This window comes from Streptomyces sp. NPDC014907 (genome assembly GCF_055562975.1).
On sequence record NZ_JBVHEG010000001.1, the window covers coordinates 847447 to 872896 of the forward strand.

The window sequence follows — 25450 nt, forward strand, 5'->3', positions numbered from 1 at the left end:
ACGGAGACCCCGTGTCGAGGACAGCAGACGCGATCGCTTCGGCGGAGGCGCACAGCGCCCACAACTACCACCCCCTCCCGGTCGTCGTCGCCTCGGCGGACGGCGCCTGGATGACCGATGTCGAGGGCCGCCGGTACCTCGACCTGCTCGCCGGGTACTCGGCGCTCAACTTCGGGCACGCCAACCGGCGTCTGATCGACGCGGCGAAGGCCCAGCTGGAGCGGGTGACGCTGACCTCGCGCGCCTTCCACCACGACCGGTTCGCCGACTTCTGCGCGCGGCTCGCGGAGCTGTGCGGCAAGGAGGCGGTGCTGCCGATGAACACCGGCGCGGAGGCGGTGGAGACGGCGGTGAAGACGGCCCGGAAGTGGGGGTACGAGGTGAAGGGCGTGCCGGACGGGCACGCGAAGATCGTGGTGGCGGCGAACAACTTCCACGGCCGGACGACGACGATCGTGAGCTTCTCGACGGACCACGAGGCGCGGGACCACTACGGGCCGTACACGCCGGGGTTCGAGATCGTGCCGTACGGGGACCTGACGGCCCTGGAGGCGGCGGTCACCGAGAACACGGTGGCGGTGCTCCTCGAGCCGATCCAGGGCGAGGCGGGGGTCCTGGTCCCGCCGGCCGGTTATCTGCCGGGGGTGCGGGAGCTGACGCGCCGGAGGAACGTGCTGTTCGTGGCGGACGAGATCCAGTCGGGCCTCGGCCGCACGGGGAGGACGTTCGCGTGCGAGCACGAGGGCGTGGTCCCGGACGTGTACCTGCTCGGGAAGGCGCTGGGGGGCGGGGTGGTGCCGGTGTCGGCGGTGGTCGCGGACCGCGACGTGCTCGGGGTCTTCCGGCCGGGCGAGCACGGTTCGACCTTCGGCGGGAACCCGCTGGCCTGCGCGGTGGCCCTGGAGGTGATCGCGATGCTGCGGACGGGCGAGTACCAGGAGCGGGCGGCGGAGCTCGGCGAGCACCTCCACGCCGAGCTGGGACTGCTCGTGGGCGGCGGCGCGGTGCGGGCGGTGCGCGGGCGGGGCCTGTGGGCCGGGGTGGACGTCGATCCGTCGAAGGGGACGGGCCGGGAGATCTCGGAGCGGCTGATGGAGCGCGGGGTCCTGGTGAAGGACACCCACGGTTCCACGATCCGGATCGCCCCGCCGCTGGTCGTCTCGAAGGAGGACCTGGACTGGGGGCTCGAACAGCTCCGGGCGGTGCTGTCGGCCTGACCGGACCCGTGGCGGGGCCGGCCGGCCCCGTCACAGGATCACGTGCGGCAGGAAGCGGGCGTACTCGTCGGTGACGGGGCCCGCCGACTCGCGGATGCCGAGGCCCGCCGCCTCGTCCCGGACGACCCAGGCGCCGAGCACCACCCGGTTGCCGTCGAAGTCGGGGAGCGGGGCCAGGGCCTGGTAGCAGCAGGCCTCCCCGTCCCGCACGAAGGGTTCCGTGCCGGCCTCGTGGAGGGTGACGCCCGCGCCCTCGCGGCCGAGCAGCGGTTTGGCGGCCCAGCCCGTGGTGGCGGCGAGTTCGCGCGGGCCGTCGAGGTAGGAGGGCAGCAGGTTGGGGTGGCCCGGGTACAGCTCCCACAGGATCGCGAGGAGCGCCTTGTTGGAGAGCAGCATCTTCCAGGCGGGCTCGATCCAGCAGGTGGTGCCGGTGCCGCCGCCGTTGTCGAGGGTGTCCAGGACGTGCCGGCCGAAGCGGTCGGTGGTCAGCCACTCCCACGGGTAGAGCTTGAAGCAGCTGCGGAGGAAGCGGAGCCGGTCGTCCACGAAGCGGCGCGAGAGCCGGTCCCAGCCGATCCGCTCGACGGAGAGCGCCTCGGTCTCCAGGCCGGCCTGCTGGGCGGTCTCGCGCAGGTAGGCGACCGTCATCAGGTCCTCGCCCAGCTCGTCGCCGTCCGAGTGGACGAAGTGGACGGGGCCGGGCGGCAGGAGGTGGGCCTGCTGCTTCCAGGCGTCCACCAGCCGTTCGTGGAGGGAGTTCCACTGGTCGGCGCCGGGGAACCGCTCCTCCATCCAGAACCACTGCGGGCTGGCGGCCTCGACGAGCGAGGTGGGGGTGTCCGCGTTGTACTCCAGCATCCTGGCCGGGCCCGTGCCGTCGTAGTGCAGGTCGAACCGGCCGTAGATCGTGGGAAGTTCGGCGCGGCGGTGCCAGGACTCGGCGACCAGCGCGGCCAGTGCGGGGTCGGTGATGCCCAGATCGGAGAAACGTTCCCGCTCGACGATGTGCGCGGCGGCCGCGAGGCACATCCCGTGCAGCTCCTCGACGGTCTCCTCCAGGGCCTCGACCTCGGGCAGGCTGAAGGAGTAGTACGCGCTCTCGTCCCAGTACGGGCGCAGCGAACCGTCCGGGTAGCGGGTCAGGGGATAGACGAGCCCCTGCTCCTCGACGGTCCGCTGCCAGCCGGGGCGGGGCTCGATGGTGTGGCGTCGCATGGTCCGGGCCGCCTCAGCCGCCGCTCGAACCGGAGCAGCCGAAGCCGCCCCTGTCGACGGCGGTCTTGTCGAAGCTGCCGCCGCTGACCTTCTTGTCGCGGACGGAGCCGCCGTAGTAGTACGAGCCGCGGGTGCCGCCGTCGTCGTCGTCCCTCCCGCCGCCGTCGCACCGGTAGGTGGGCAGCTCCTCCCGGGACAGCGGGTCCACGCACCGCTTGTCCGGTTCGCTGCCGCACGAGGTGATCGCCGCCGCCAGCACGCCCATCCCTCCGAGCACGACCGTGCTCGACCTCAGCCTCCGCATGTTCCGACGCCCTCCCCTTCGCGATCGCGACCGGCGCGCTCACGCCGCTCGCGACCGCACAGTGTAGGCGGGCGCCTCCCGGCCCCGCCGTCCGGAGCCGTTCCGCGCTCCCGGAAGGCGGCGCGCCCCCGCCCGGCCGTCCGTTCCGGCGCGGCCGCCGCGTCCCCGGGGTCCGCCCGTGCCGGGAGGCGGGCGCGGGTCCGCCCGCTACCCGGTGCGGAGGGGAAGCGTGCGCAGGAGGGCCTCCAGGGCTCCCGGCCAGGCGCTGTCCGACGGGGTGGCGTAACCGACGACGAGGCCGTCCGGGGCCCGGGCCGCGCCGGGACGGCGGTAGTCGCCGAGGCCCTGCACGGCGAGGCCGTGCCAGGCGGCGGAGCGCAGGGCCTCCCGTTCGGTGCCCGGCGGGAGGGTGAGGACGGCGTGGAGCCCGGCCGCGATCCCGCCGACCCGGGTCTCCGGGGAGCGGGCGGCCACCGCCGCCACGAGCTGGTCGCGGCGCCGCCGGTAGCGCAGCCGCATCGCCCGCACGTGCCGGTCGTACGCCCCCGAGCCCAGGAACTCCGCGAGCGCCAGCTGGTCCGGCGTCCCGGACACCTGGTCCGCGGCCCTCTTCACCTCCACCACCTCGTCCACCAGGTCCTCCGGCAGGACCATCCAGGCGAGGCGGAGGGCGGGCGCGAGGGACTTGCTGGCGGTGCCGAGGTACACGACCCGTCCGGGATCGAGGCCCTGGAGGGCGCCCACCGGCTGCCGGTCGTAGCGGAACTCCCCGTCGTAGTCGTCCTCCAGGACGAAGCCGCCCGATCCCCGCGCCCAGTCGACCACGGCCGCCCGCCGGTCCGGCGGCAGGGCGCCGCCGAGCGGGAACTGGTGGGCCGCCGTCATGAGGACCGCCCCGCAGCCGTCGAGGTCCGCCTCCCGGACGCTCGTGCCCTCCGCGTCGAAGGGCAGGACGGGGGTGTCGAGCCCCGCCCGGCCGAGGGCGTCGGCGTGGAGCCCGAGCCCGTACGACTCCACCGCCGCGGCCCGTGCGCCCCGGGCCCGCAGCACCTGCCCGAGCAGCGACAGGCCGTGCGTGAACCCGGCGCAGACCACGATCCGTTCGGGCCGGGCGTGCACGCCGCGCGCGCGGGCGAGGTACTCGGCGAGCGCGGTGCGCAGTTCGGTCCGGCCGCGCGGGTCCCCGTACCCGAAGGCCTCGTGGGGGGCGGCGGCGAGGGCGCGCCGGTACGCCTTGAGCCAGTCGGCGCGGGGGAAGGAGGCGAGGTCGGGGGTGCCGGCCTTGAGGTTGTGGGCGGGGGCGGCGGGCCGGGGGGCGTGCGCCCGGGACCGGGGCGCCGGGGCGCGCGGGGCGGCGCGGCGGGCGACCCGGGTGCCGGAGCCCTGCCGGGCGGTCAGCCAGCCCTCGGCGACCAGCTCCGCGTACGCGTCGGCGACGGTGTTGCGGGCGATGCCGAGGTCGGCGGCGAGCGAACGGGAGGACGGCAGCCGGGTGCCCGCCTCCAGGCGCCCGCCGCGCACCGCTTCCCGCAGGGCTTCCGTGAGGCCCGCGCGCAGGCGCGGCCCGCGCGGCTCCAGATGGAGGTCGGCCCCGAAAGTGGACCAGTCGTTCGCCATGGAAATGGACCATACTCCTGCGCCAAACGGCTCCTACCGTGACGTCATGACGACCACGAGACAGTCCGCCGCGCCGGACGGGCGGGCCGGGTACGCCCACGCCCACGCGCCCCGGCTCCTCCTCGCCGAGCGGGTCCCCGACTTCTACCGGGCGATGACCCGGCTGGAGGCGGCGGCCGCGAAGGACATCGACCCCGTCCTGTACCACCTGATCAAGATCCGGGCCTCGCAGATCAACCACTGCGCGTTCTGCGTCGACATGCACAGCAAGGACGCGCTGGCGGAGGGCGAGAGCGTGGAGAGGATCGTGCAGCTCTCCGCCTGGGAGGAGTCGCGGCACTTCTACACCGACCGGGAGCTGGCGGCGCTCGCCCTGACCGAGGCCGTCACCGTCCTCACCGACGGCTTCGTCCCCGACGAGGTGTACGCGCGGGCCGCCGCCCATTTCGACGAGACCGAACTGGCCCGGGTCATCGCCGCCGTCGTCACCATCAACGCCTGGAACCGGATCGGCGTCACCACCCGGATGACGCCCGGCCACTACGCCCCGCGCTCCTCGTGAGCCCCCCGCGCGGGCCGGCGGCCCGCGCGGGGACTCCGGAGGGGGCCGGGATCAGTACGGGCCGGGCCGGAAGAAGTCCAGGGCCACGCGGAGCACTTCGCGCTGCTTCGGCCAGTCCCCCTCCGGGCCGGCGGCCAGGATCGCGTAGTGGTTGCCGTCCTCCGCCGTGAACGCCCGGTCGACCACCTTGCGGCGCCCTCCCTCGCGGGAGTACGCGTACACCAGTTCGGCGGCGTCGGCCGGGGCGTCCGGGTCGCCGGTGACCCGTTCGAGGCTGATCTCCTCGTAGCCGGGCTTGGCCGTCCTGCTGTTCTCGGAGACCGCGCGCAGGGCGTCGTACGGCGTCAGGCCCCGCTCGGTGACGACGAAGACCTGGAGCAGGCTCCGGCCGTCCGGCGCGTTGTAGAAGACGCCCTGGTCGGACTCGGTGCGGTTCCAGCCCTCGGGCACGCCGATCGTGAAGCTCTTGAGGTCCTTCACGGCCCGGTAGCCGGGCGGGGGCACGTCGTCCCCGGCCGTGGCCGTGGCGGGGGCGGAGGCCGACGGCGCCGGCCCGGACGGGACGTCCTCCGTCTCCGGGGTGACGGAGACGGAGACCTCCGGGCCCGCCACCGGGGGCTTCCCCCCGTCCCCGCCCCGGACGAACCAGACGCCGGCGGAGCCCGCCGCCAGGACGGCCACGGCCACCCCGGCCGCGACCGCGGCCCCCGGGCGGGGCCGGGAGGGCCCGGCCGCGACCGGGGGCGGGACCGGCGGCGCGGGCGGGACCAGGGGGGCGGCGGGGTACGGCGGGCCGCCCGCACCGGGGCCGTGCTCCGGCCCGTGCGCCGGAACGTGCTCCGGCCCGTGCGCGGGGACGTGTTCGGGCCCGTACGCCGGCCCGTGCACGGCCGGGTACTCCGGCGGTGGCGGCTGCGGAGGGACGACCGGACCGCTCCCCCCGCCGCCTCCGGCCGCCGGGGCGCCGGGGCCGTGCCCCGTTTCCCAGCGCTGCGCCTCGTCGTTCCAGCGGAGCCCGCCCGCCCCGCCGCCCCCGTGTCCGCTCATCTCACCCTCCGAGCAGGGCGGCGACGGCCTGCCCCACGGCCACGCCCGAGGCGAGGACGCCGGTGACGGCGCCGGCGTCGGCGAGGGCGCGGCGCAGACGGGTCAGGCGGCCGGTGTCCGCGCGGCCGGTGCCCTCGATCTCGTCCTCGGCGTCGGAGAGTTCGGCGTCCAGGGCGGAGGTCTGCTCGGAGGGGACGACCCCTCCCAGGTCGGCGCGGAGCCTGCGGATGGCGCGGAGCAGTTCCTCCTGCCCGGGGTCGCGGGCCGGCCGGTCGCCGGTCACGGTGCTGGTGACGGTGTTGTGGTCGCCGATGGTGACGTTGCCACCGGTGTTGGTGACGTGAACGCCGTTGCGGCGGGGGTCGTTGTCGGTGTCAGCCACGGTCGCCTCCGGTGGTCGGGGTGGTGAAGGTCCTGCTGGTGACGGTGTTGTGGTTGCCCAGGGTGACGTTGCCCTTGGTGTTCTCGATGAACGTGCCGCCCTCGGCGACGTGGACGATCTTCTGCTCGAACTCGGCGGTCTCGTAGCCCGCTTCGCGGAGGGCGGCCGTCACGCCGTTCGCGACCCGGTCCTGCACGCTCTTCAGGTAACGGCTGATGTCCATCTCCTGGAACAGCGAGGCGTCGTCGTCGGAGCCGAGTTCGCGGACCGACGCCGCCGGCCCCTCGGGCAGCGCGTTGGTGTGGCCGCCGGTCAGCACCTGCCACAGGTGGACGAGCCCGCGCCAGAGCGTCACCACGGCGTCCCCGGCGGAGCGCGGGGTCCGGCCGAGGGCCCACACGGCCCTGCCGAAGCGGTGGTTGTGCCGGTAGCGGTGGGCGATCCGGTCGGCGTACCGGTAGAGCGGCTTCACGGGCCGCAGGACGTGCGGGGCGACCTCCAGCATCAGCATGCCGCCCTGCGTGTGGACCCGGACGAAGACGGTCGTGACGATCTCCTCGCCCCAGCCGCCGACCCGGACGCGGAGGAAGTGGCGGCGGGTCTCGCCGCCCTCCTCGATGGAGCCCGACCGGTGCGCCTCGAACCCCTCCGGGGTGTACGGGGCCGCGGTGCGGGCCGGGAGCCCGTCGACGGGCAGGAAGACGACCTCGTCGATCTCCAGCTCGCGCAGCCGGTCCCGCACGGCCGCCCGGAGCTGCGGCGAGCCGTGCGGGGAGGGCACGCGCAGCGCCTCCACGAGCGGGACGACGTGCCGCATGATGGCGCTGTTGTCGAGCGGTTCGGGCGTCCGGCCGTCCAGGTCCTTGCGCGGGCGCAGCTCGATGGAGAGCGACCACGGCTCGTACGGTTCGCCGGCGCCGCAGAACGGGTCGTCGGCCCCGTACATGACCAGCCGCGCGTGCTGCTCGGTCCGGATGCGGTCGCGCAGCCGGCGGAAGCGGGCCCCCTCGGCCCGTTCGGCCGGGTCGGCGCCCTGGTCGGGGAAGCGTTCCCGGGAGAGTTCCTGGGTGAGCGCGCGGGCGAACTGGCCGCGCCGGGCGGCCACCGCCCAGGCCACGAGGAGCGGCACGGCGATGGTGATCCACACCTCCAGCCCGCCGATGCCCAGCAGTCCGTCCGCCACCAGGGCGACGGCGAGGTTCAGGACCTCGCCCGTCTCGGAGAGGTCGCCGAGGAGCTCCCAGCGGGACTCCTCGCCGGCCAGGGCCAGGAGGAGGAGCAGCAGCACCGACTGGAGGAGCAGGAGCCGCCCGTACCAGCGCAGCACGAAGGCGGCGACGAGCCGGTACACGGGGGCGGCGGCGGACCGGCCGCGGACCCGGCGGGCGAGGCCGAGCACCAGGAAGGGCACGACGACGAGGAGGATCAGGCCCTTGGTGAGCGGGAGCGCGACGGTCCAGAGGGCCAGGACGCAGGCGGCCCAGCCGAGTTCGACGCGGCGGGCGCGCAGCGCGTGGGCGAGGACGCGTCCCGCGTCGTAGCCGAGGGAGGGGGCGGCGAACCGCTCCTCGTGGACGTACAGCTCGTCGATGACCGCGTCGCGGAAGCCCTCGTCGAGGTACGTGCCGGCGCAGAGCAGCCGGGTCGCCTCGCTGGCGGCCGGCGCGCGGTGCGGATCGGCGGCCGGGTGGGGACCGGGCGGCGGGCCGGGCGGCGGGCCGGGCTGATGGGGTACGGACGACTGGGCCAAGGTTCCCCCGGTGGTGTGCAACTTTCCCTGTTCACCGGCCGGTTCGGCCGGTGCCGGGGGCACAGCATAGGGGAGGCCGGAGCTCCCTGTCGGCGGAAAAAACGGCGCCCCCGGTCCGTACGGTCGGTCGTACGGGCCGGGGGCGCCGGAATCGCGGAGCCGAAAAGGCGCCGGAAGGGGGACGGACTCAGATGAGGCCGAGCTCGCGGACCGCGTCGCGCTCCTCGGCGAGCTCCCGCACGGAGGCGTCGATGCGGGTACGGGAGAAGTCGTTGATCTCCAGGCCCTGGACGATCTCGTACGCGCCGTCCTTGCAGGTGACGGGGAAGGACGAGATGAGGCCCTCGGGGACGCCGTAGGAGCCGTCCGACGGGATGCCCATGGAGACCCAGTCGCCCTCGGCGGTGCCGTTGACCCAGGTGTGGACGTGGTCGATGGCGGCGTTCGCGGCGGAGGCGGCGGAGGACGCGCCGCGGGCCTCGATGATCGCGGCGCCGCGCTTGGCGACGGTCGGGATGAAGGTGTCGGCCAGCCACGCCTCGTCGGCGACGACCTCGGCGGCGTTCTTGCCGGCGATCTCCGCGTGGAAGATGTCCGGGTACTGGGTCGCGGAGTGGTTGCCCCAGATGGTGAGGCGCTTGATGTCGTCGACCGACGCGCCGGTCTTCTGCGCGAGCTGGCTGAGCGCGCGGTTGTGGTCCAGGCGGGTCATCGCGGTGAAGCGCGAGGCCGGCACGTCCGGGGCGGCGGCCTGGGCGATGAGGGCGTTGGTGTTGGCCGGGTTGCCGACGACGAGGACCTTGATGTCGTCCGCGGCGTGGTCGTTGATGGCCTTGCCCTGCGGCTTGAAGATGCCGCCGTTGGCGGAGAGCAGGTCGCCGCGCTCCATGCCCTTGGTGCGGGGGCGGGCGCCGACGAGCAGCGCGACGTTGGCGCCCTCGAAGCCCTGGTTCGGGTCGTCGAAGATGTCGATGCCCTTGAGCAGCGGGAACGCGCAGTCGTCGAGCTCCATGGCGGTGCCCTCGGCGGCCTTGACGCCCTGCGGGATCTCGAGGAGGCGCAGCTTGACCGGCACGTCCGCGCCGAGCAGGTGGCCGGAGGCGATGCGGAAGAGCAGCGCGTAGCCGATCTGGCCGGCCGCGCCGGTCACGGTGACATTCACGGGAGTGCGGGTCATGGCGATCTCCGTAAGACAGCTGGCGGTGGGGGTCCCTGCCCCTGGTGCGGGATACCCCTCCTGATCGATCGGTGTCTCGATGTGAAGAGATATCCAGCGGTCAGGCTATCCGACCCCGGCCCCCCTGAACCCCCACCCCGTTGTGGTCCGGCTCACTGCCACCCGTCCGCGTGGCGCGCCCCCGGGCCGGCGGGTGACGCGCGGAGGGGCGGCCCGTGGCGCGCGGGACGGCCGGCGGGCGGCACGCGGGACGGCCGGCGGGCGCGGGCGCGTTCCTCAACGGCCTTTCGTGCAGGCCTCGTCGCCTCCCGCGAGGGCGCCGCAGGCCCGTACGACCGCGCCGGGCGCGTCGGCGAGCATCGGGGTGTACGCGTCGGTCCTCACCGCCGCCCCGGCGGCGCCCTCCGGAACGATGGCGCCCCGGACGGCGCCCCCGACCTCGACGGTGACGCTGTCGCCGGGGGCGGCGCCGGTGATCCGGGCCCAGGAGGCCGCGCAGGCGGCGCTGTGGCGGACCTCGACCCGGGCGGCGCCGACGCGGACGCGGGCGACGGTGGTGGCGAGGGGGCCGCCGCAGCCCATCGCCTCGGGGTCCCGCCCGGCGCAGTCGGCGCCGGAGCACCTCACCCCCGCGGGGAGGTCCGTACGGCGCGTGGGGCTCGGGGCCGGGGTGGTGGACGGGGCGGCCGCGCGCCCGTCCCCGCCGTCCGTGCCGCCGTCGCCGCCCAGGTCCACGAGGAGGAGGGCGGCGGTGACGACGAGCAGGGCGCCGAGGCACCCGGCCACGCGGAGGAGCACGGTCGCGGCCCGGCGGCGGGGGGCGGGAGGGGACGCGGCACCGGGTGAGGGCGGGTCACCGGGCGACGGCGGGACGCCGGGCGAGGGCGGGACGCCGGGCGAGGGCGGGACGCCCGGCGAGGGCGGGACGCCCGGCGAGGGCGGGACGCCGGGCGAGGGCGGGACGCCCGGCGAGGGTGGGACTCCGGGTGAGGAGGGGACTCCGGGTGAGGAGGGGACTCCGGGTGAGGGCGGGGGCACGGCCCCGGGCGGGGGTGCCGGGGCGGGGCCGGGCGGGGGTACGCGCGCGGGCGCGGGAGCCGGGGGTTCCGCCGGGTCCGGACCGCCGAGGCGCCGGAGCCGCACGGTGCGGTCGTCGTGGACAACGGGCCCCGTGCCACCGGGCCCCGTGCCACCGGGCCCTCCGGCGGCCGGTGCTCCCGTGACCGGTGCTCCGGCGACCGGCTCTCCGGCGGCCGGTGCTCCGGCGACCGGCCCTCCGACGGCCTGTGCTCCCGTGACCGACGCTCCTGCGACCGACCCTCCTGCGACCGGTTCTCCCGCCGCGGGTCCTCCGGCGACGGGCTCTCCACCGGTCCGTCCTCCGTCGCCCGGGTTCCCACCGGTCGGGTTCCCGCCCACCGGGTTTCCGCCCACCGGGCCCGTGGGGGAAGCGGAACGGGTCCTCGCCCGTTCGGCGCGCTCCCACTGGGCCGCGAGTTCCCCCGGGTCGGCGCCGGTGACCTCCGCGAGGGCGGCCACGACCGCGCGCGGTACGGGCCGACGGGCGTTCAAGTAGGCGTCCCACTGGGAGCGTTCGCGTCCGGTGCGTTCGGCGACGGCCACGACGCCGAGGCCGCTGCGGTCGATGAGGCGGCGCATCCGCTCGGTGAACGCGCGCGTCTCCGGGTCGAGTTCGTCCGGAAGCGCCTTCCAGCCAGGCATGTACGGCCCCCTCGTCCCCTGCTCGCCGTTCCCCGTCGTCGTTCCGTCCGCCGTCCCGAAGGATGGCAGCTTCCGGGGCGGCGCGCGCCCGGAAGCGCGGCCGAAGTAGCGGAATGGTCACTTCCGTGCCACAGCGCGCCGACGGGCCTTGTACCGGCGTTGGCACGTACATGACCCTTGATCACGTCGGCGCCCGCCCTCCCACGGGGGAGAGGGCGGGCGCCGCACACCTCGCGAACCGGAAGCCGGGACCTACGTCACCGTCAGGTGGAGCACGTCCTCCAGGAACGGAATCCGCAGCCAGGGGCCCGGCTGCACCATGAGCGCGAGCAGCACGATCAGGCCGCCCATCACCCCGTACGTGATCATGTCCGTGAAGCGGGACCGGACCGCGAGCATCCCCACCGACGGCACCACGCGCCGCATCACGGCGCCCGTCAGGAGCGCGACCCCGACCAGGATCGCCCCCACCCGGAAGGACTGCGGGAACGCGTCCGTGCCCACCAGGAGGAGCCCCGCCCCGGCGAGGCAGAGGACGACGAGCAGCGGCCACTGGCGCGCGGGCGCGGGGGCGTCGCCGGGCGCGGCCCGGCCGCCGCCCTCGGGGCGCGCGGTGCCGGCGGTGACGACGGTGGGCGGGGGCCGCCGCACGCCGCGCCTCGTCCCGGGCTGCGGCTCGGGCTGCGGCTCGGGCGGCTCCGGAGTCCCGGAGCCCACGTCAGAGCGCCGCGGCCGCGCGCTCGGCGGCCTCGACGACGTTGACGAGGAGCTGCGCGCGGGTCATCGGCCCCACGCCGCCCGGGTTGGGGGAGATCCAGGCGGCCACCTCGGCGACGCCGGGGTGCACGTCGCCGAGGATCTTGCCCTCGGCGTTGCGCGAGACGCCGACGTCGAGGACGGCCGCGCCCGGCTTCACGTCCTCCGGCTTGATCAGGTGCGGCACGCCCGCCGCCGCGATGATGATGTCGGCGTTGCGCAGGTGTGCCGAGAGGTCCCGGGTGCCGGTGTGGCACTGGGTCACGGTCGCGTTCTCGGACCGGCGGGTGAGCAGCAGCGGCATCGGGCGCCCGATGGTGACGCCGCGTCCGACGACCACGACCTCGGCGCCGTCGATCTCCACGCCGTGGCGGCGCAGCAGGGTAATGACGCCGTTGGGCGTGCAGGGCAGCGGGGCGGGCTCGTTGAGCACGAGGCGGCCGAGGTTGGTCGGGTGCAGGCCGTCCGCGTCCTTCTCCGGGTCCATCAGTTCCAGGACGCGGTTCTCGTCGATGCCCTTGGGCAGCGGGAGCTGGACGATGTACCCCGTGCACTCCGGGTCCTCGTTGAGTTCCCGGACGACCGCCTCGATCTCCTCCTGGGTGGCGGTGGCGGGGAGCGTGCGCTGGATGGAGGCGAGTCCGACCTGTGCGCAGTCACGGTGCTTTCCGGCCACGTACTTCTGGCTCGCCGGGTCGTCGCCGACCAGGAGGGTGCCGAGTCCGGGCGTGACGCCCTTCTCCTTGAGGGCCGCCACGCGGACGGTCAGGTCGGACTTGATCGCGGCCGCTGCGGCCTTGCCATCGAGAATCTGGGCGCTCATGGGGACATCTTCCCGGATGCCACCCGTCATGTTCCAATTCACCGGCGCCGGACGGCCGCGGCACGGGACGAAAGGTTGCACTCGTACAACTCCGCGTCATGACGACTGGACAAAAAGTCGAGGTTGCGACGACGATGACCGGCGTAGTACCGCGGAAAGTGCCGGGGGGAAATCCGCTCAATAGTCGTGAAGGTCCTCCGCGCGGGCCGCGTCGTCCCCGCACAGAAAAACCCACGGAGGAATCGCGCGATGAGTTTCGGCGACCCGAACAACCCCTACGGACAGCCCCAGGACCAGGGTCAGGGCCAGCAGCCCGGCTACGGCTACCCCCAGCAGGCGCCGCAGGGCGTGCCGCAGCAGGGTTACGGCTACCCCCAGCAGCCGGGCGCGTACCCGCAGGCTCCGGGCACGCTTCAGGCCAACAACGGTTACATCAACCTGCACGGCCTCGGCACCGTCCAGGTCGCCTCGATGGGTCTGCGGTTCGCCGCGCGCCTGATCGACGGCGTGGCCATCGGCGTCATCTCGTGGGTCCTGTCGCTGGTCGGTCTCGCCGGCGTGATGGGCGCGGCCGAGTCCATCGAGGACTGCGCGAAGCTCGACCCGATGACCCCGGCCTACCAGACCTGCATCAACGACCAGGCCGCCGCAGCGGGTGGCATATTCGCCGCCTTCTTCGGCTTCCTCTTCCTGATCTTCATCGCCACCATGCTGTACGAGTGGCTGATGATCGCGTTCGTCGGCGCCACCCTCGGCAAGATGGCGCTCGGTCTCCGTGTCGTCAAGGAGGCCACGGGCGGCAAGCCGGGCGTCGGCGGCGGCTTCATCCGCTGGATCATCCCGATGGTCGGCGCGATCCTCTGCGGCATCGGCCAGCTCCTGGTCTACCTGTCGCCGTTCTTCGACAACTCCGGCAAGCTGCAGGGCTGGCACGACCGTGCCGCGGGCACGCTCGTCGTCAAGAAGTAGGTCTCCCGGCGGGTTCCCCGCCGCTCCGAGGGCCGTCCGGCACACCGCCGGACGGCCCTCGGCCGTTCTCCGGGACTCCGGGACTCCGGGACCCGTTTCCCCGGAGCTTCGGGGCCCGTTCCCCCGGGGATGCCGGGACCCGTCCCCCGGGAGTCCGGGGCCCCCGGCCTCACCCCCGCCGGAGGACCGCGAAGCCGTCCGAGCGGTGCGTGACCTCGTACCGCACCCCCGGGTGGAGCTGCGCGGCCAGCCGGACCGGGTCCTGGATCTGCTGCGACCAGCCCCGCAGGTCGTAGACGAGGTAGTCCGGGTCGACCTCCTGCGAGGAGCCCGTCCAGTAGACCCGGCGGTCCGCCGTCAGATGGGCGAGGAGCGGGACGTCCGCCTCCACGCTCACCCCCTCCGGCACCGCGTCGACCGCCGCCCGCGCCTGCTCCGCCCGGGCGTCCGTCCGGTACGTCTCCGGCTTCAGCAGGTCGCGCAGCGGGAGGTTCGCGGCGAGGACGAGCGCGACCGTCGTCGCCACCGGGACGGCGACCTTCCCGTACGAGACGAGCCAGGCGCGCGGCGAGGTCCGCACCGCGCGGACGCCGTCCACGAGGGCCGCGAAGAGGACCGGCATGAGGATCGCGCTGTAGTGCCAGTGCATGCCCCAGTGGTTGGGGTCCTGGGAGAGGAAGCGCCAGCCCAGGGTCGGCAGGACGAGCAGGACCAGCGGGGAGCGCAGGGCGAGGAAGCCGGTGATCGCCAGGAGGTGGAGGACCATCTCCCAGCGCTCCCCCGAGGCGAGGGCGCCGGCGACGACCTGCCCGAAGGAGGTGTCGGCCCCCTCCCCCGTCTTGTCGATCTTGGACCAGTAGTCGTACCGGCCGAGGCTGCTGGCCGCCGGGATCAGGACGAGGACGGTGAGGGCGAAGGCCGCCGTGCCGAAGCCGGCCAGGGCGGCGCCGAGCCGCCTGCTCCCCTTGAGGAAGAGGACCGCGCCGACCATGGCGACGGTGAGCCCCATGTCCTCCTTGACCAGGACGAGCGGGGCGGACCAGGCGGCCGCCGCCGTCCAGCGGCCGAGGAGCAGGGCCCGGCAGGCCAGGGCGAGCAGCGGGACGGCGAAGGCGATCTCGTGGAAGTCGGACTTCACCGCCTCCTGGAGCCCCCAGGAGAGCCCGTAGGCGATCGTGAGGGCGATGCCGGCGGCGCGGCTGCCGAGGACCTCCTGCGCGGTGCGGCCGACGACGACGGCGGAGGCGGCGAAGAGCGCGGCCTGCGCGAAGAGCAGGGCGACCGGCGAGGGCCAGATCCAGTACAGCGGCGCCAGCAGGGCCGTGACCGGGCTGAAGTGGTCCCCGAGTATGGGGAAGCCGGGGCCCTTGATGTCGACGACCGGCGCCCGGAACTCGGCGTACGCCCGGACGGACTGCCCGAAGATCCCGAGGTCCCAGGAGGGGGTGCGGAAGTGCGCGTACTGCACCCAGGAGTACAGGAAGCAGAGGGCGCACAGGACGGCCGCGAGGATCAGGTACGGGCGGAGCGGTACGGGCGGGAGCCGGTCCGGGGGGCCGGTGGCGGCGGTCCCGGGAGCGCCGGCGACGGCCTCCACCGCGGACCTGTTCTGTACGTCCAACACCACGCCCCCACTACCAGTGGTCGACAAAAGAGCAACCCATTAGAACAGAGACCACCCGTTCGGCGGACCTGTCGCCGGGGTTCCGGAAGGCCCCGGCCGGAGGCTCCGTAGCCGCCCGATGACGTTCTGCATTCGTTTATCGCCGCTCCCTAGCCTGGTCCCGCAGACCTCGGGGAAAGGACGCGTCATGTACAGCATCATCGTGGTGCCCGCACACGCCGCCGACCCCGGGAGCCAGATCAGGCTGGCGCCCGGCGAGAAGCTCCACTTCGGCCGCACCGCCCCGCACAGGGCCGGCGGGCGGCACCTGGACGTCCCCCACCCCGGGGTGTCCCGTACGGCCGGGGAGATCGGCGCGACCACGACCTACTGGACCCTTTCCAACTTCAGCACGGTCTCCACCTACGTGGTGGAGAACCCGGAGGGGGCGGGGGAGCACATCAAGGTGGCGCCGGGGCGGATCGACGCCCCCGTGCCGTTCGAGTTCTCCCGGGTCGTCCTGCCCGCGGGCGGCGACCTGCTCGACTTCAGCGTCTGGGCGCCCCGCCACGACTACGTGGAGCACGCGCACGCCGCCGGGGACGGCGAGCCGACCGCGCTCGCCTTCCCCCTCGACCGCTCCAAGCGCTACTTCCTCGTGCTCGTCGCCCTGTGCGAGTCCCGGCTGCGCGGCGCCCCGCACGCGCCGCTGCCGACGGCCGACCAGGTCGTGGAGCGGCTGCGTCCGCTGTGGCCGGAGGCGAACCGCGCCGCCGTCCAGTGGAACATCGACTACCTGGCCGTGAAGTTACGGCTCAAGCCCGGCGCGGACGCCGCCGACGCGGGCCGGCGCCTCAACGGCAAGAAGGAGTGCCTGGTCTCGCTGGCGCTCCGCTTCGACCTCGTGCGGGAGGACGACCTCGCGGCCCTCACGGAGGGCCGATGAGCGTCGTCCCGGTCGGCCTCGGTTCCTTCCCGCTCACCGTGGAAGCGGGCTACCGGGTCGGCGGGTGGACCGTCGAGCACCCGCTCGGCGCCGGCGCCTTCGCCAGCGTGTACGCGGCGCGACGAACGCCGGGCGCCCCGGACCCGGGGACGGTGGCGAGCCCGGAGACGGCGGCGCTCAAGTTCCTGCCGACCGGAACGTGCACCCCGCGCGCGCTGCGCCACCTCAAGGAACTCGCCGAGCGCGAGATCGAGCTGCTGAGCCGGCTACGGGCTCCCCGGCTCGTCCAGCTGTACGAGACGCTCACCGTCGACGACCCCGGCCACCCGGAACTGGACGGTGCCACCGTCCTCGTACTGGAGAAGGCCGAACGCTCCCTGTGGTCCCGCCTCGACGGGGCCGGTGCGGCCGGGCCCCTTCCCGGCGGCCCGGCCCTGCTCGTCCAGGTCTGCGAGGGGCTCCACCAGCTGCACGACGCCGGCTGGGTCCACGGCGACCTCAAACCGGGCAACGTGCTCCTGATGGCCGACGGCGGCGTCCGGCTCGGCGACTTCAGCACCGCCTGCGAGCTGGAGGGCACCCACGCCTACGGCCCCGGGTTCGCCACGCCCGACTACACGCCGCCCGAGCTGCTCTGGCCCGAGAGGGGCGTGCGCGGCGTCCGCATCCGGCCGAGCAGCGACATCTGGGCCTTCGGCGTCCTCGCCCACCTCGTCCTCACCGGCACCCACCCGTTCCCCGGCGGCACCCCGGCCGCCCGCCGCGACGCCGCCGTCCGCTACGCCCGCGGCACCGAGGACCTGCGCCTCTCCTCCGCCCTGCCCGAACCCTGGCGCCGGATCGTCGCCGACTGCCTCGGCCACACCCACGAGACCCGCGCCCCGCACGACGCCACCCTGCTCCTGGAGCGGGTGCGGGAGGCGGCGGCCGGCCGGACGCCACGGCGGCCGGGACGGGCGCGGACGCTGGTCCGCGGGACGGCGCTCGTCGTGGCCGGTACGGCGCTCGGCCTCACCGGGGGCCTGATCGCCGGGGACGGCGGGACCCCGGAGCCGGGCTACGAGCGCTGTACGCCCGGGGCCGTGTGCTTCTTCAGCCGCGAGGACGGCAAGGGCGAGATGTGCCTGTGGCAGGGCGGCGCGAAGGACTGGGCCGTCGACACCGCCGCGCGCTGCGACTGGGCGCGGACCGGGCGGATCGCCTCGGCGTACAACAACGGCTTCGGCCCGCAGGAGGGGACGGTACTGCCGGAGGTGGAGTACTACGCCGCGGCCGGACACCGGTGGCTCCTCGGCTGCCTGCGCAAGGGGACCCGGGTCAACTTCGCGGCGCCGGTGCGTCCCCGCTCGCACGAATGGGTCACGCGGTGCTCCGCACCCTCTGAGTTCTGAGTACGCGCCGGGCGGGGTGCGCGGCGACGGTGGACTCCGCCCGAACCGGCTCCGAACGCGGCCGGTTCCGAACCGAAGGAGGAAGGGTGTCCGTACGCACGGTCCTCGCACCACCGCGCACCGCCCTCGCGCTGTTCCTGGCCCTCGCGGCCGTCGCCCTCGGCCTCGCCGCCGGCACCGGCAGCGCGCGGGCCGCCGCCCCGCCGCCGGGGAAACCGGCCTTCCAGCTGCCCTTCGCCTGCGGGACGACGTGGCAGCTCGACACCTGGGCGCACGACCCCGCCCTCGACATCGTGGCCGAGGGCAACCCCGGCTCGGACGGCCTCCCCGTGTACGCCTCCGCGCCCGGCACGGTCTCGGCCGCGTACGTCCACCCCGGCTCCGGCAACACCCTCCAGATCAGCCACGGCAACGGCTGGTTCACCGCCTACTACCACCTCCGGGAAGCACCGGAGGCGTTCGTGCGGGTGGGCCAGCCGGTCACCGGTGCCACCTGGATCGGCAGCGTCGGCCGGTCGGGGAGCGCGAACGACTGGGCCCATCTCCACTACGAGCAGCGGTACCGCGCCTCCGGCCACTTCACGTACGAGTCGGACCGGGTGCCGGTCCACTTCGACGGCGTCCAGTACAGCGGCGCCGGAGCGGAGTGGCCCTCCGTCACCAGCCGCAACTGCTCCCCGACCACCCCGCAGCCGTGGGCCTGCCCGGCCGGCTCCGTCTGCTTCTACTCCGGCACCGGCGGCACGGGCACGGTCTGCGCCACCGACGTCGACACGCCCACCAGCCCCTGCGGACCGCGCCGCTCCTACTTCAACAACGGCACCGCGCAGCCCGGTTACGACCACGCCTACGTCACCTTCGCCGAGGGCGGCTCCCAGTGCCTGCACTACGGCTGGGCGGACGGCCACGGCGACTTCCCCGCCGGCGGGCGGACGGTCGCGTCCGTGACCTGGGGCGGAGAGTGTCCGTAGCGCCTCCCTGGGACATCCGAGGTACCGCGGTGCCGGCCGGGGCCCCAGGGTGTGACTGCGCCGCGAAAGGGCGGCGCGGTCACAGGGGGGACCTGCGATGAAGCACTTGCCCGTGCGTGTCCGCGTGGTCGTCGCGGTGGCGGCCGTGGCGGCGGTGTCGGCCGGCTGCTCGGCGCCGGCGGCCGCGCCCCGGCCGGAACGCGAGCTGACGCGGGCCGAGGAGCTGCGGATCTCGGACGCCAACGAGGTGCTGGTCAAGCGGTGCATGAACCGGGCCGGCTTCCCGTACTGGACGAGCCCCAGGCCCGGCCTGGAGGAGAGCCGGGCGTCCGGCTACGTCAACGACGACGTGGAGTGGGCGCGGAAGCACGGCTACGGCAGCCGGATCGAGGCCGCCGCCGGCCGCTACCGGCGGGCGAACCCCAACGGCGCGTACCGCGAGGGCCTCCCGGCCGGGCGCCGCGCGGCGTACGACGAGGCGCTGGACGGCGGCCGCCGGGCCAGGATTCTCGCCGCGAAGCTCCCCGGCGGCACCGCGACCATCCGCAAGCGGCTCGGCGGCTGCTCGGAGGAGGCGGAGCGGAAGCTGTACGGGGACCCGGACGCCTGGTTCCGGGCCGACAAGGCCGTCAGCAACCTCCAGCCCCTGTACGTCCCCGACATCCTGCGGGACGAGCGGTTCACGACCGCGCTCGCGGGCTGGGCGGCCTGCATGGGGCGGTCCGGCTTCCCCCACCCCGATCCGGCGGCCGCCCGGGAGGCCGTGGCCCGGTCGAAGGACTTCGCGACCGAGACCCGCACCGCGGTCGCGGAGGCCCTCTGCGCCCGCGAGACCTCGCTGGCCACCGTGGCCCGCGAGCGCCAGACGCACTACCTGAACGCCCTGCGCGCCGAGTACGGCGACGAGTTGGACGCCTACCGACGGCTGCGGTACAGGGCCTACGAACGGGCTGCCGGGATCACCGGCAGCCGGGTCTGAACGACCTGTCATCACCACCCAGTCACCCACCGAAGGAGCCACCCATGCGCAAGTTCGGCATGTCCGTCGCCGCCCTCGGCCTCGCGGCCGCAGGTCTGATCACCCCCGCCACGGCGGCCCAGGCGTCGGGCACGGGCACCGCCGCCAACCACTGCGACAGCGTCTGGCCGGGCCGGAACGGCCAGGTGTACGCGTACGACAGCACGTACTGTTACGGCTACCTCGGCAGCAGCGCGGGCAACGACGCCGACTGGAACGCGGCGGGCGGCGGTTTCGTGAACGCCGGGGACAAGGCGTCCTCCGTGCTGAACGCCGGCTACACCGGCAGCTACTCCATCGTGAAGTTCTGGTACCTGGCGAACTACGGCGGTGGATACAACTGCCTGAAGGCCGAGGAGTACTTCGTCGACGACCTCTCGCGGAACACCTTCAGCAACGGCGCCAACATGAACAACAACATCCGGTCCCACCAGTGGGTCAACTCGTGTGACCGCTTCATGAGCTGACCCGACGGGGGAGGGCCCGCCGGCGGGCCCTCCCCCGTGCTCCCGGCTCAGTGGAAGAAGTGGCGCGTCCCCGTGAAGTACATCGTCACGCCCGCCTTCTTCGCGGCCTCGACGACCAGCTCGTCACGGACCGAACCGCCGGGCTGCACGACCGCCTTCACGCCGGCCGCCGTGAGGATCTCCAGGCCGTCCGGGAAGGGGAAGAAGGCGTCGGAGGCGGCGTAGGAGCCGCGTGCCCGCTCCTCGCCCGCCCGCTCGACGGCGAGCTTCGCGGAGTCGACGCGGTTGACCTGGCCCATGCCGACGCCGACGGAGGCGCCGTCCTTGGCGAGCAGGATCGCGTTGGACTTGACCGCGCGGCAGGCCTTCCAGGCGAAGGACAGCTCGGCCAGCTCCCCGGCGGAGAGGGCGTCACCGGTGGCGAGGGTCCAGTTCGCCGGGTCGTCGCCGTCGGCCTGGAGGCGGTCGGTGACCTGGAGGAGGGCGCCGCCGTCGATCGGCCTGACCTCGACCGGGTTGGCCGGCGCGCCCTCGGCGCGCAGGACGCGGATGTTCTTCTTCCTGGCCAGGATCTCGACCGCGCCGTCCTCGTACGCCGGGGCGACGATGACCTCGGTGAAGATCTCCGCGACCTGCTCGGCCAGCTCGACCGTCACCGGGCGGTTGACGGCGATGACGCCGCCGAACGCGGACAGCGGGTCGCAGGCGTGCGCCTTGCGGTGGGCCTCGGCGACGTCGGCGCCGATCGCGATGCCGCACGGGTTGGCGTGCTTGATGATCGCGACGCAGGGCTCGTCGTGGTCGTACGCGGCCCGGCGCGCGGCGTCGGTGTCCGTGTAGTTGTTGTACGACATCTCCTTGCCGTGGAACTGCTCGGCCTCCGCGAGGCCGCCCGTTCCGTCGACGTAGAGCGCGGCGCCCTGGTGCGGGTTCTCGCCGTACCGCAGGACGTTCTTCCGCTCGTACGTGGCGCCCAGGAAGTCCGGGAAGCCGCTGTCGTCGGCCGCCGCGTAGTCGTCGGCGAACCAGGAGGCCACGGCCACGTCGTACGCGGCGGTGTGCCGGAACGCCTCGCCCGCGAGCCGCTTGCGGGCGGTCAGGTCGAAGCCGCCGGACCGGACGGCGGCGAGCACGTCGGCGTACCGCTCGGGGCTGGTGACGATCGCCACGGACGGGTGGTTCTTCGCGGCGGCGCGGACCATCGAGGGGCCGCCGATGTCGATCTGCTCGACGCACTCGTCCGGGGTGGCGCCGGAGGCGACCGTCTCGCGGAACGGGTACAGGTTCACCACGACCAGGTCGAAGGGCTCCACGCCCAGCTCGGCGAGCTGCTCGCGGTGCGACTCCAGGCGCAGGTCGGCGAGGATGCCGGCGTGCACGCGCGGGTGCAGGGTCTTGACGCGCCCGTCCAGGCACTCGGGGAAGCCGGTCAGCTCCTCGACCCTGGTGACGGGGACGCCGGCCGCGGCGATCCTCCCGGCGGTGGAGCCGGTGGAGACGAGCTCGACACCGGCCTCGTGCAGGCCGCGGGCCAGGTCTTCGAGCCCCGTCTTGTCGTAGACGCTGACCAGCGCGCGGCGGATGGGCTTAACGGTGTCCGTGTTCACCGACATGAACCTTTCGTCCCTCAATGCGGTAGCCGTGCCGGGCGAGACGCCCCACGACGTCGACGAGCAGCGAGCGCTCGACTTCCTTGATGCGCTCGTGCAGAGCGGCTTCATCGTCCGTCTCCCGCACCTCGACCACGCCCTGGGCGATGATCGGGCCGGTGTCGACGCCGTCGTCGACGAAGTGGACGGTGCACCCGGTGACCTTCGCGCCGTAGGCGAGGGCGTCGCGCACCCCGTGGGCACCGGGAAAACTGGGCAGCAGGGCCGGGTGGGTGTTGACGACCCGGCCGCCGAAGCGGGCGAGGAACTCCTTGCCCACGATCTTCATGAAACCGGCCGAGACGACGAGGTCCGGCGCGTACGCGGCGGTGGCCTCCGTCAGGGCGCGGTCCCACTCCCCGCGGTTCGCGTGGTCCTTCACCCGGCACACGAAGGTCGGGAGCCCGGCGCGTTCGGCGCGCTCCAGACCGGCGATCCCGTCGCGGTCGGCGCCGACCGCGACGATCTCCGCCCCGTACCCCCCGGGGTCGGCGGCGATGGCGTCGAGGAGGGCCTGCAGGTTGGTACCGGACCCGGAGACCAGGACGACGAGGCGGGCGGCAGCCACTGGGTCACTCTTTCCGTGGTGTTTGTGCGGTCGTACGAACGAATCGCATCGCTCGATACGGGGAACCCTACGAATGGCTCGACCGGCAGCAACGATACCGGCACACGGGACGGCCCCCACGGGACGGGGGCGCGGGCGGGCGGTAGCGTCAGGGTCCGACACCGGAACGCGCGGTGAGGCGTACCGGCCGGAGACGGCGCCGGGGACGACGGGCGTGCGGCGTACGAGACAGCAGCGGAGACCACGGGTGCGGTCGTGGTCGAGACGACAGAGGGAAGACGTTCAGCAGATGCCGGAACGCCAGTCCACGGACGACAACAACCCGTTCGCGCCGCCGCCCGAGGGCAGGCCGGACCAGCCGTGGCAGCCGCGGCGACCGGAGGGCCCGGACGACGGCGCGTCCGGGACGCCGGACGCGCCGGGCCCGTCCGACGGCCGCTGGAGCCCGCGCCAGCCGGGCCCCTCCCAGGACGGCTTCGGCCGCGGCCCGGAGCGCCGGGGCGGGCCGGAGGACGGTCCGGGCCAGGGCGGCCCGAAGCGCGGCCCGGGGCTCCGCTGGGACCCGACGGACCCGGCGCAGCGGCGGGCGCGGTACGCGATCCTCGCCGGCATGTGGGGCTTCTTCTTCGCCCTCTTCGGGTTCCCGGAACCGGCCCTGCTCCTCGGCGCCCTCGGCGTGTACTGGGGGATCAGCTCGCTGCGCACCGGGCCGAAGCGGGACGCGGAGACGGCGGCCGGCGGGGCCGGCGGGATGTCGCCGACGTCACAGGAGCCGTCCCGGACCCCGGAACGGCCGGCGGAGCCGGGACGGGCCGCTCCCGGCCCGTCCGTTCCGCTGCGGACGATGCGGACGGCCGCGATCGGCGGTCTGGTCGCGTCGGCCGTGGCCCTGGCCGTCGTCGCGGTCGGCTTCACCTTCCAGCTCGTCTACCGCGACTTCTACGAGTGCCGCGACGACGCCCTCACCCACGCGGGCCAGGTCGCCTGCAACGACCTCCTGCCGAAGCCGCTGAGGGCGGGCTTCGGGGTCCGGGACTAGCTCTCCCCGGCCGGAAGGGGAGGCACCGGGTCCGGCTTCGGCGCCGGGCCCGGAGCCGTCTGCGGGTCCGTCTGCGGGTCCGTCTGCGGGTCCGGGGCCGTCCGGGGGTCCGGTTTCGAGTCCGTCTTCGGGTCCGTCTGCGGCTCCGGTTCCGGGTCCCGGGAGGGTTCCCAGGCGGCCGGGAGGTAGTCGTACGGCTCGTAGCCGGGGCCGTCGAAGGGGTCGGCGTACAGATCGTCGTACGAGCCGCCGCCCCGGACGCCGTCCGGCCCCGGGCCGGTGCCGGTGCTCCGGGGGCCGGCTCCGGGCACGACCCCGGCCCCCGTCCCGGGGAGGGGCCCGAACCCGAGGAAGGACCCGATCCTGGAGACGGCACGGAACGCGGGGGCGGCGGTGCCCGCACCGGGTTCCGTACCGGGCCGCCGGCCGGGCTCCCGGTCCGGGCCCCGGAACCGGGGACGGCCCCGGAACCACGTCCCCGCCCCGCCGCGCGCCTCCGCCCGGTCCCGCCTTCCCGCCCGGTTCCGGAGCGGGTTCCACGTCCTGGAGGCCTCCCGTTCCGTCCCCGGGGCGTCCGGGGCGGGAACGGGCGCGGACGCGCGGGCCGCCCGGCGTTCCGCGCGCGGTGTCCGGCGGCCCCAGGCGCGTACCCCGAGGGCCGTCGGCGTCCCCGCGCAGAGCGCCCACGCCACCGCCGCCGCCCCCGCCCGCCACCACACCGGGCCGAACGCGGACAGCCGGCCGGGGCCGAGCGGGCCGCCCGACGCGGTCGCGAGGACGGCCACGGCCGTCCCGCACAGCGCGGCCGCGCCCAGGACCGTCAGCACCGTGCCCCGGAGCGTCCAGGCCCGCGCCGCGCGGCCCACCCGGTGCCCCAGGACCACGGCGGCGGCGGCCGGAGCCGCCGCGACCGCCCAGTGGAGCCACGTGCCGCGGCCCTCGGCGGGCAGCGCGGCCAGGAGCGGGAAGGGCGGCACGGCCGGGTCCCCGGTCAGGCCCAGCGGGGTCGCGAGCGCGGTCGTGCCGACGGCGAACCCGGGGCCGAGGCCGTACGCGGCGCCCCACACGGCCGCGTTCGGCAGCAGCGCCAGGACGAGCAGCGCGAGCGCCGCCCGCCCCGACCACTCCCCCGCGAGGCCCAGGAACGACGCCTGCGCCCGGCCCGCGTGCCAGACCAGCGAGACCGCCGCGGCCGCCGCGCCGCCGCCGAGCAGCGTCAGGAGGGCGAGCCCCGCCGCGCGCAGGGCGACGGCCTGCCGCACCCCGGGGAGCGGGCGGCCGAGCGCCGTCCAGGCCCCCGCCCCGGCCGCACCGACCACCACGGCGGGCAGCCGGAGCCCGGCCGTGATCAGCTCGGCGGGCAGCGGGCCGCTCTCGCTGTAGACCACCACCACGGCCGCGACCAGGAGGTATCCCCCGGCCACCGAGGCGACCGCGCCGCCCGGCGAGGGGCGCGGCCGGCCCCGGTCGCCCGCCGCGTCGAGGGTGTCGCGGGCGGCCCGGTGGACGAACCAGACGGGCAGGACGGCCAGGAGCAGGGGGACGACGCCCAGGGGCGCGGGCACGCCGGACAGGGTGTCCGTGCGCACCAGCTCCACCCCGTGGGCGAGCAGCCAGAGCCCGGCGGCCACGTGGAGGGCGCCGCCGGGGCCGCCGTCGGGGAACGGGGAGCTGATCCAGGCCGCGACCACCAGGACCGCGAGGACGCCGAGGCCGAGTCCGGCGGCGACCCCGCCCCGGACGCAGGCGGTGGCGAGCGCGGCGGAACGGCCGCCCTGGACCATCGGGTGATCGGTCACGTGGGTCACGGAGGCCATGCTGCCAACGACACGCGCTTTCGCCGCGTAACAGGCAAACAACCGTTGTGTCGCTCAATATACGTTTATGTTCTTTTCCGCCCAGAAAAGCTCTGCGGGAGGTAAGCGCCCATGAGCCGGAGCACTGCGGATTCCTCTTCCCCCGCCACCCTGCCGCCCCCGAAGGAACGACGCCGGCTGCGCGAGGCCCTCGCCCTGAGCGAGCAGCAGGTCGCCGAGGCCATGGGCGTCACGAAGGCCACGGTGAAGGCGTGGGAGACCGGGCGTTCGGCGCCCCGGGGCCGCACACGCGAGGCGTACGCGAGGCTGCTCGGCGCGTGCGGGTCCGGCGGCCCGCTCCCGCCCTCCCCGGCCGCAGGGCGCGGAGAACCGGGAACGCGGCCGGAGGAACCGTCCGGGACCCGGGAGGCGGAGGGGGTGCCCCGCGGGGCCGCCCTCAC

23 protein-coding genes and 2 pseudogenes are annotated in these 25450 nt (G+C 74.8%); 10 read left to right on the plus strand and 15 right to left on the minus strand.

The features are described from left to right. Positions 1-11: 11 nt before the first annotated feature. On the plus strand, positions 12-1217 hold the full coding sequence (rocD, locus tag ACZ3IL_RS03790; RefSeq protein ID WP_467386223.1) for an ornithine--oxo-acid transaminase: 1206 nt from the start codon (positions 12-14) through the stop codon (positions 1215-1217). A 30-nt stretch (positions 1218-1247) separates the two neighbouring features. Here rocD and ACZ3IL_RS03795 read toward each other — a convergent pair whose 3' ends face one another. From ACZ3IL_RS03795 to pdxR, 3 genes are all read right to left on the minus strand, one after another. Beyond that, positions 1248-2432, minus strand: coding sequence for a glutathionylspermidine synthase family protein (locus ACZ3IL_RS03795; RefSeq protein WP_467386224.1), 1185 nt, complete (start codon positions 2430-2432; stop codon positions 1248-1250). A 13-nt stretch (positions 2433-2445) separates the two neighbouring features. Continuing rightward, complete coding sequence (locus tag ACZ3IL_RS03800) at positions 2446-2736, minus strand: hypothetical protein (protein WP_467386225.1); 291 nt, start codon at positions 2734-2736, stop codon at positions 2446-2448. Between the two features lie 207 nt (positions 2737-2943). Then, positions 2944-4353, minus strand: a complete 1410-nt coding sequence (pdxR, locus tag ACZ3IL_RS03805; RefSeq protein WP_467386226.1) for a MocR-like pyridoxine biosynthesis transcription factor PdxR — start codon at positions 4351-4353, stop codon at positions 2944-2946. Positions 4354-4399: 46 nt separating this feature from the next. Here pdxR and ACZ3IL_RS03810 point away from each other — a divergent pair, with 46 nt between their 5' ends. Further along, positions 4400-4915 (plus strand): carboxymuconolactone decarboxylase family protein, encoded by a 516-nt coding sequence (locus ACZ3IL_RS03810; protein WP_467386228.1) that lies wholly within the window; start codon positions 4400-4402, stop codon positions 4913-4915. A gap of 51 nt (positions 4916-4966) precedes the next feature. On the opposite strand, the gene ACZ3IL_RS03815 is transcribed toward ACZ3IL_RS03810, so the two are convergent. From ACZ3IL_RS03815 to ACZ3IL_RS03850, 8 genes and pseudogenes are all read right to left on the minus strand, one after another. After that, positions 4967-5962 carry a serine/arginine repetitive matrix protein 2 gene (locus ACZ3IL_RS03815; RefSeq protein WP_467386230.1) on the minus strand — a complete coding sequence of 332 codons (996 nt, stop codon included), beginning with the start codon at positions 5960-5962 and terminating at the stop codon, positions 4967-4969. 1 nt (position 5963) lies between these two features. Beyond that, positions 5964-6344: a hypothetical protein gene (locus ACZ3IL_RS03820; RefSeq protein ID WP_467386232.1), complete on the minus strand. Its 381-nt coding sequence runs from the start codon at positions 6342-6344 to the stop codon at positions 5964-5966. Continuing rightward, entirely contained in the window at positions 6337-8094 is a 1758-nt protein-coding gene (locus tag ACZ3IL_RS03825) for a hypothetical protein (protein WP_467386234.1), read from the minus strand. Before ACZ3IL_RS03825 ends, ACZ3IL_RS03820 begins: the two co-directional genes overlap by 8 nt. 187 nt (positions 8095-8281) lie before the next feature. Further along, a complete protein-coding gene (locus tag ACZ3IL_RS03830) occupies positions 8282-9271 on the minus strand; it encodes a malate dehydrogenase (RefSeq protein WP_467386236.1) in 990 nt (329 codons plus the stop codon). Between the two features lie 276 nt (positions 9272-9547). Continuing rightward, entirely contained in the window at positions 9548-10057 is a 510-nt protein-coding gene (locus ACZ3IL_RS03835) for a DUF2690 domain-containing protein (RefSeq protein WP_467386801.1), read from the minus strand. Between the two features lie 714 nt (positions 10058-10771). Then, a pseudogene (locus tag ACZ3IL_RS03840) lies at positions 10772-10993 on the minus strand (helix-turn-helix domain-containing protein); the annotation flags it as partial. A 252-nt stretch (positions 10994-11245) separates the two neighbouring features. Continuing rightward, positions 11246-11644 carry a DUF3017 domain-containing protein gene (locus ACZ3IL_RS03845; RefSeq protein ID WP_467386237.1) on the minus strand — a complete coding sequence of 133 codons (399 nt, stop codon included), beginning with the start codon at positions 11642-11644 and terminating at the stop codon, positions 11246-11248. A gap of 67 nt (positions 11645-11711) precedes the next feature. Continuing rightward, complete coding sequence (locus ACZ3IL_RS03850; protein ID WP_467386239.1) at positions 11712-12572, minus strand: bifunctional methylenetetrahydrofolate dehydrogenase/methenyltetrahydrofolate cyclohydrolase; 861 nt, start codon at positions 12570-12572, stop codon at positions 11712-11714. A 249-nt stretch (positions 12573-12821) separates the two neighbouring features. On the opposite strand from ACZ3IL_RS03850, the gene ACZ3IL_RS03855 reads away from it, so the two are divergent. Then, positions 12822-13541, plus strand: coding sequence for an RDD family protein (locus ACZ3IL_RS03855; RefSeq protein WP_467386241.1), 720 nt, complete (start codon positions 12822-12824; stop codon positions 13539-13541). A gap of 169 nt (positions 13542-13710) precedes the next feature. Here the strand turns inward: ACZ3IL_RS03855 and ACZ3IL_RS03860 are convergent, their stop codons facing one another. Next, positions 13711-15165 carry a DUF2079 domain-containing protein gene (locus tag ACZ3IL_RS03860; RefSeq protein WP_467386803.1) on the minus strand — a complete coding sequence of 485 codons (1455 nt, stop codon included), beginning with the start codon at positions 15163-15165 and terminating at the stop codon, positions 13711-13713. Positions 15166-15352: 187 nt separating this feature from the next. Between ACZ3IL_RS03860 and ACZ3IL_RS03865 the strand changes: the two genes are divergently transcribed. From ACZ3IL_RS03865 to ACZ3IL_RS03885, 5 genes are all read left to right on the plus strand, one after another. Beyond that, on the plus strand, positions 15353-16090 hold the full coding sequence (locus tag ACZ3IL_RS03865) for an FHA domain-containing protein (protein ID WP_467386243.1): 738 nt from the start codon (positions 15353-15355) through the stop codon (positions 16088-16090). Beyond that, the gene (locus ACZ3IL_RS03870; protein WP_467386245.1) at positions 16087-17481 is read left to right on the plus strand and encodes a protein kinase domain-containing protein; all 1395 of its coding nucleotides are present in this window, start codon (positions 16087-16089) and stop codon (positions 17479-17481) included. Before ACZ3IL_RS03865 ends, ACZ3IL_RS03870 begins: the two co-directional genes overlap by 4 nt. A gap of 86 nt (positions 17482-17567) precedes the next feature. Beyond that, the gene (locus ACZ3IL_RS03875; RefSeq protein WP_467386247.1) at positions 17568-18452 is read left to right on the plus strand and encodes a peptidoglycan DD-metalloendopeptidase family protein; all 885 of its coding nucleotides are present in this window, start codon (positions 17568-17570) and stop codon (positions 18450-18452) included. Positions 18453-18549: 97 nt separating this feature from the next. Beyond that, on the plus strand, positions 18550-19431 hold the full coding sequence (locus ACZ3IL_RS03880) for a hypothetical protein (RefSeq protein WP_467386249.1): 882 nt from the start codon (positions 18550-18552) through the stop codon (positions 19429-19431). 44 nt (positions 19432-19475) lie between these two features. Then, positions 19476-19937, plus strand: coding sequence for a hypothetical protein (locus ACZ3IL_RS03885; protein WP_467386251.1), 462 nt, complete (start codon positions 19476-19478; stop codon positions 19935-19937). A 47-nt stretch (positions 19938-19984) separates the two neighbouring features. Here the strand turns inward: ACZ3IL_RS03885 and purH are convergent, their stop codons facing one another. Both purH and purN read right to left on the minus strand, forming a co-directional pair. Next, on the minus strand, positions 19985-21550 hold the full coding sequence (gene purH / locus ACZ3IL_RS03890; RefSeq protein ID WP_467386253.1) for a bifunctional phosphoribosylaminoimidazolecarboxamide formyltransferase/IMP cyclohydrolase: 1566 nt from the start codon (positions 21548-21550) through the stop codon (positions 19985-19987). Further along, entirely contained in the window at positions 21525-22154 is a 630-nt protein-coding gene (purN, locus tag ACZ3IL_RS03895) for a phosphoribosylglycinamide formyltransferase (RefSeq protein ID WP_467386255.1), read from the minus strand. The genes purH and purN overlap by 26 nt, the downstream gene beginning before the upstream one ends. A gap of 289 nt (positions 22155-22443) precedes the next feature. On the opposite strand from purN, the gene ACZ3IL_RS03900 reads away from it, so the two are divergent. After that, positions 22444-23193, plus strand: coding sequence for a hypothetical protein (locus tag ACZ3IL_RS03900; protein WP_467386257.1), 750 nt, complete (start codon positions 22444-22446; stop codon positions 23191-23193). Here ACZ3IL_RS03900 and ACZ3IL_RS03905 read toward each other — a convergent pair. Continuing rightward, on the minus strand, positions 23190-25001 hold the full coding sequence (locus ACZ3IL_RS03905) for a cell division protein PerM (RefSeq protein ID WP_467386259.1): 1812 nt from the start codon (positions 24999-25001) through the stop codon (positions 23190-23192). The genes ACZ3IL_RS03900 and ACZ3IL_RS03905 overlap by 4 nt on opposite strands. Before the next feature lie 120 nt (positions 25002-25121). Here ACZ3IL_RS03905 and ACZ3IL_RS03910 point away from each other — a divergent pair. Next, positions 25122-25316 (plus strand): annotated as a pseudogene (locus ACZ3IL_RS03910) (helix-turn-helix domain-containing protein); the annotation flags it as partial. Between the last annotated feature and the right edge of the window lie 134 nt (positions 25317-25450).

Coding starts and splice junctions, on each gene's coding strand:
- ACZ3IL_RS03795 (WP_467386224.1), bottom strand. CDS start 2,432: ATGCGACGCCACACCATCGAGCCCCGCCCCGGCTGGCAGCGGACCGTC.
- ACZ3IL_RS03800 (WP_467386225.1), bottom strand. CDS start 2,736: ATGCGGAGGCTGAGGTCGAGCACGGTCGTGCTCGGAGGGATGGGCGTG.
- pdxR (WP_467386226.1), bottom strand. CDS start 4,353: ATGGCGAACGACTGGTCCACTTTCGGGGCCGACCTCCATCTGGAGCCG.
- ACZ3IL_RS03810 (WP_467386228.1), top strand. CDS start 4,400: ATGACGACCACGAGACAGTCCGCCGCGCCGGACGGGCGGGCCGGGTAC.
- ACZ3IL_RS03815 (WP_467386230.1), bottom strand. CDS start 5,962: ATGAGCGGACACGGGGGCGGCGGGGCGGGCGGGCTCCGCTGGAACGAC.
- ACZ3IL_RS03830 (WP_467386236.1), bottom strand. CDS start 9,271: ATGACCCGCACTCCCGTGAATGTCACCGTGACCGGCGCGGCCGGCCAG.
- ACZ3IL_RS03850 (WP_467386239.1), bottom strand. CDS start 12,572: ATGAGCGCCCAGATTCTCGATGGCAAGGCCGCAGCGGCCGCGATCAAG.
- ACZ3IL_RS03855 (WP_467386241.1), top strand. CDS start 12,822: ATGAGTTTCGGCGACCCGAACAACCCCTACGGACAGCCCCAGGACCAG.
- ACZ3IL_RS03865 (WP_467386243.1), top strand. CDS start 15,353: ATGTACAGCATCATCGTGGTGCCCGCACACGCCGCCGACCCCGGGAGC.
- ACZ3IL_RS03870 (WP_467386245.1), top strand. CDS start 16,087: ATGAGCGTCGTCCCGGTCGGCCTCGGTTCCTTCCCGCTCACCGTGGAA.
- ACZ3IL_RS03880 (WP_467386249.1), top strand. CDS start 18,550: ATGAAGCACTTGCCCGTGCGTGTCCGCGTGGTCGTCGCGGTGGCGGCC.
- ACZ3IL_RS03885 (WP_467386251.1), top strand. CDS start 19,476: ATGCGCAAGTTCGGCATGTCCGTCGCCGCCCTCGGCCTCGCGGCCGCA.
- purH (WP_467386253.1), bottom strand. CDS start 21,550: ATGTCGGTGAACACGGACACCGTTAAGCCCATCCGCCGCGCGCTGGTC.
- ACZ3IL_RS03900 (WP_467386257.1), top strand. CDS start 22,444: ATGCCGGAACGCCAGTCCACGGACGACAACAACCCGTTCGCGCCGCCG.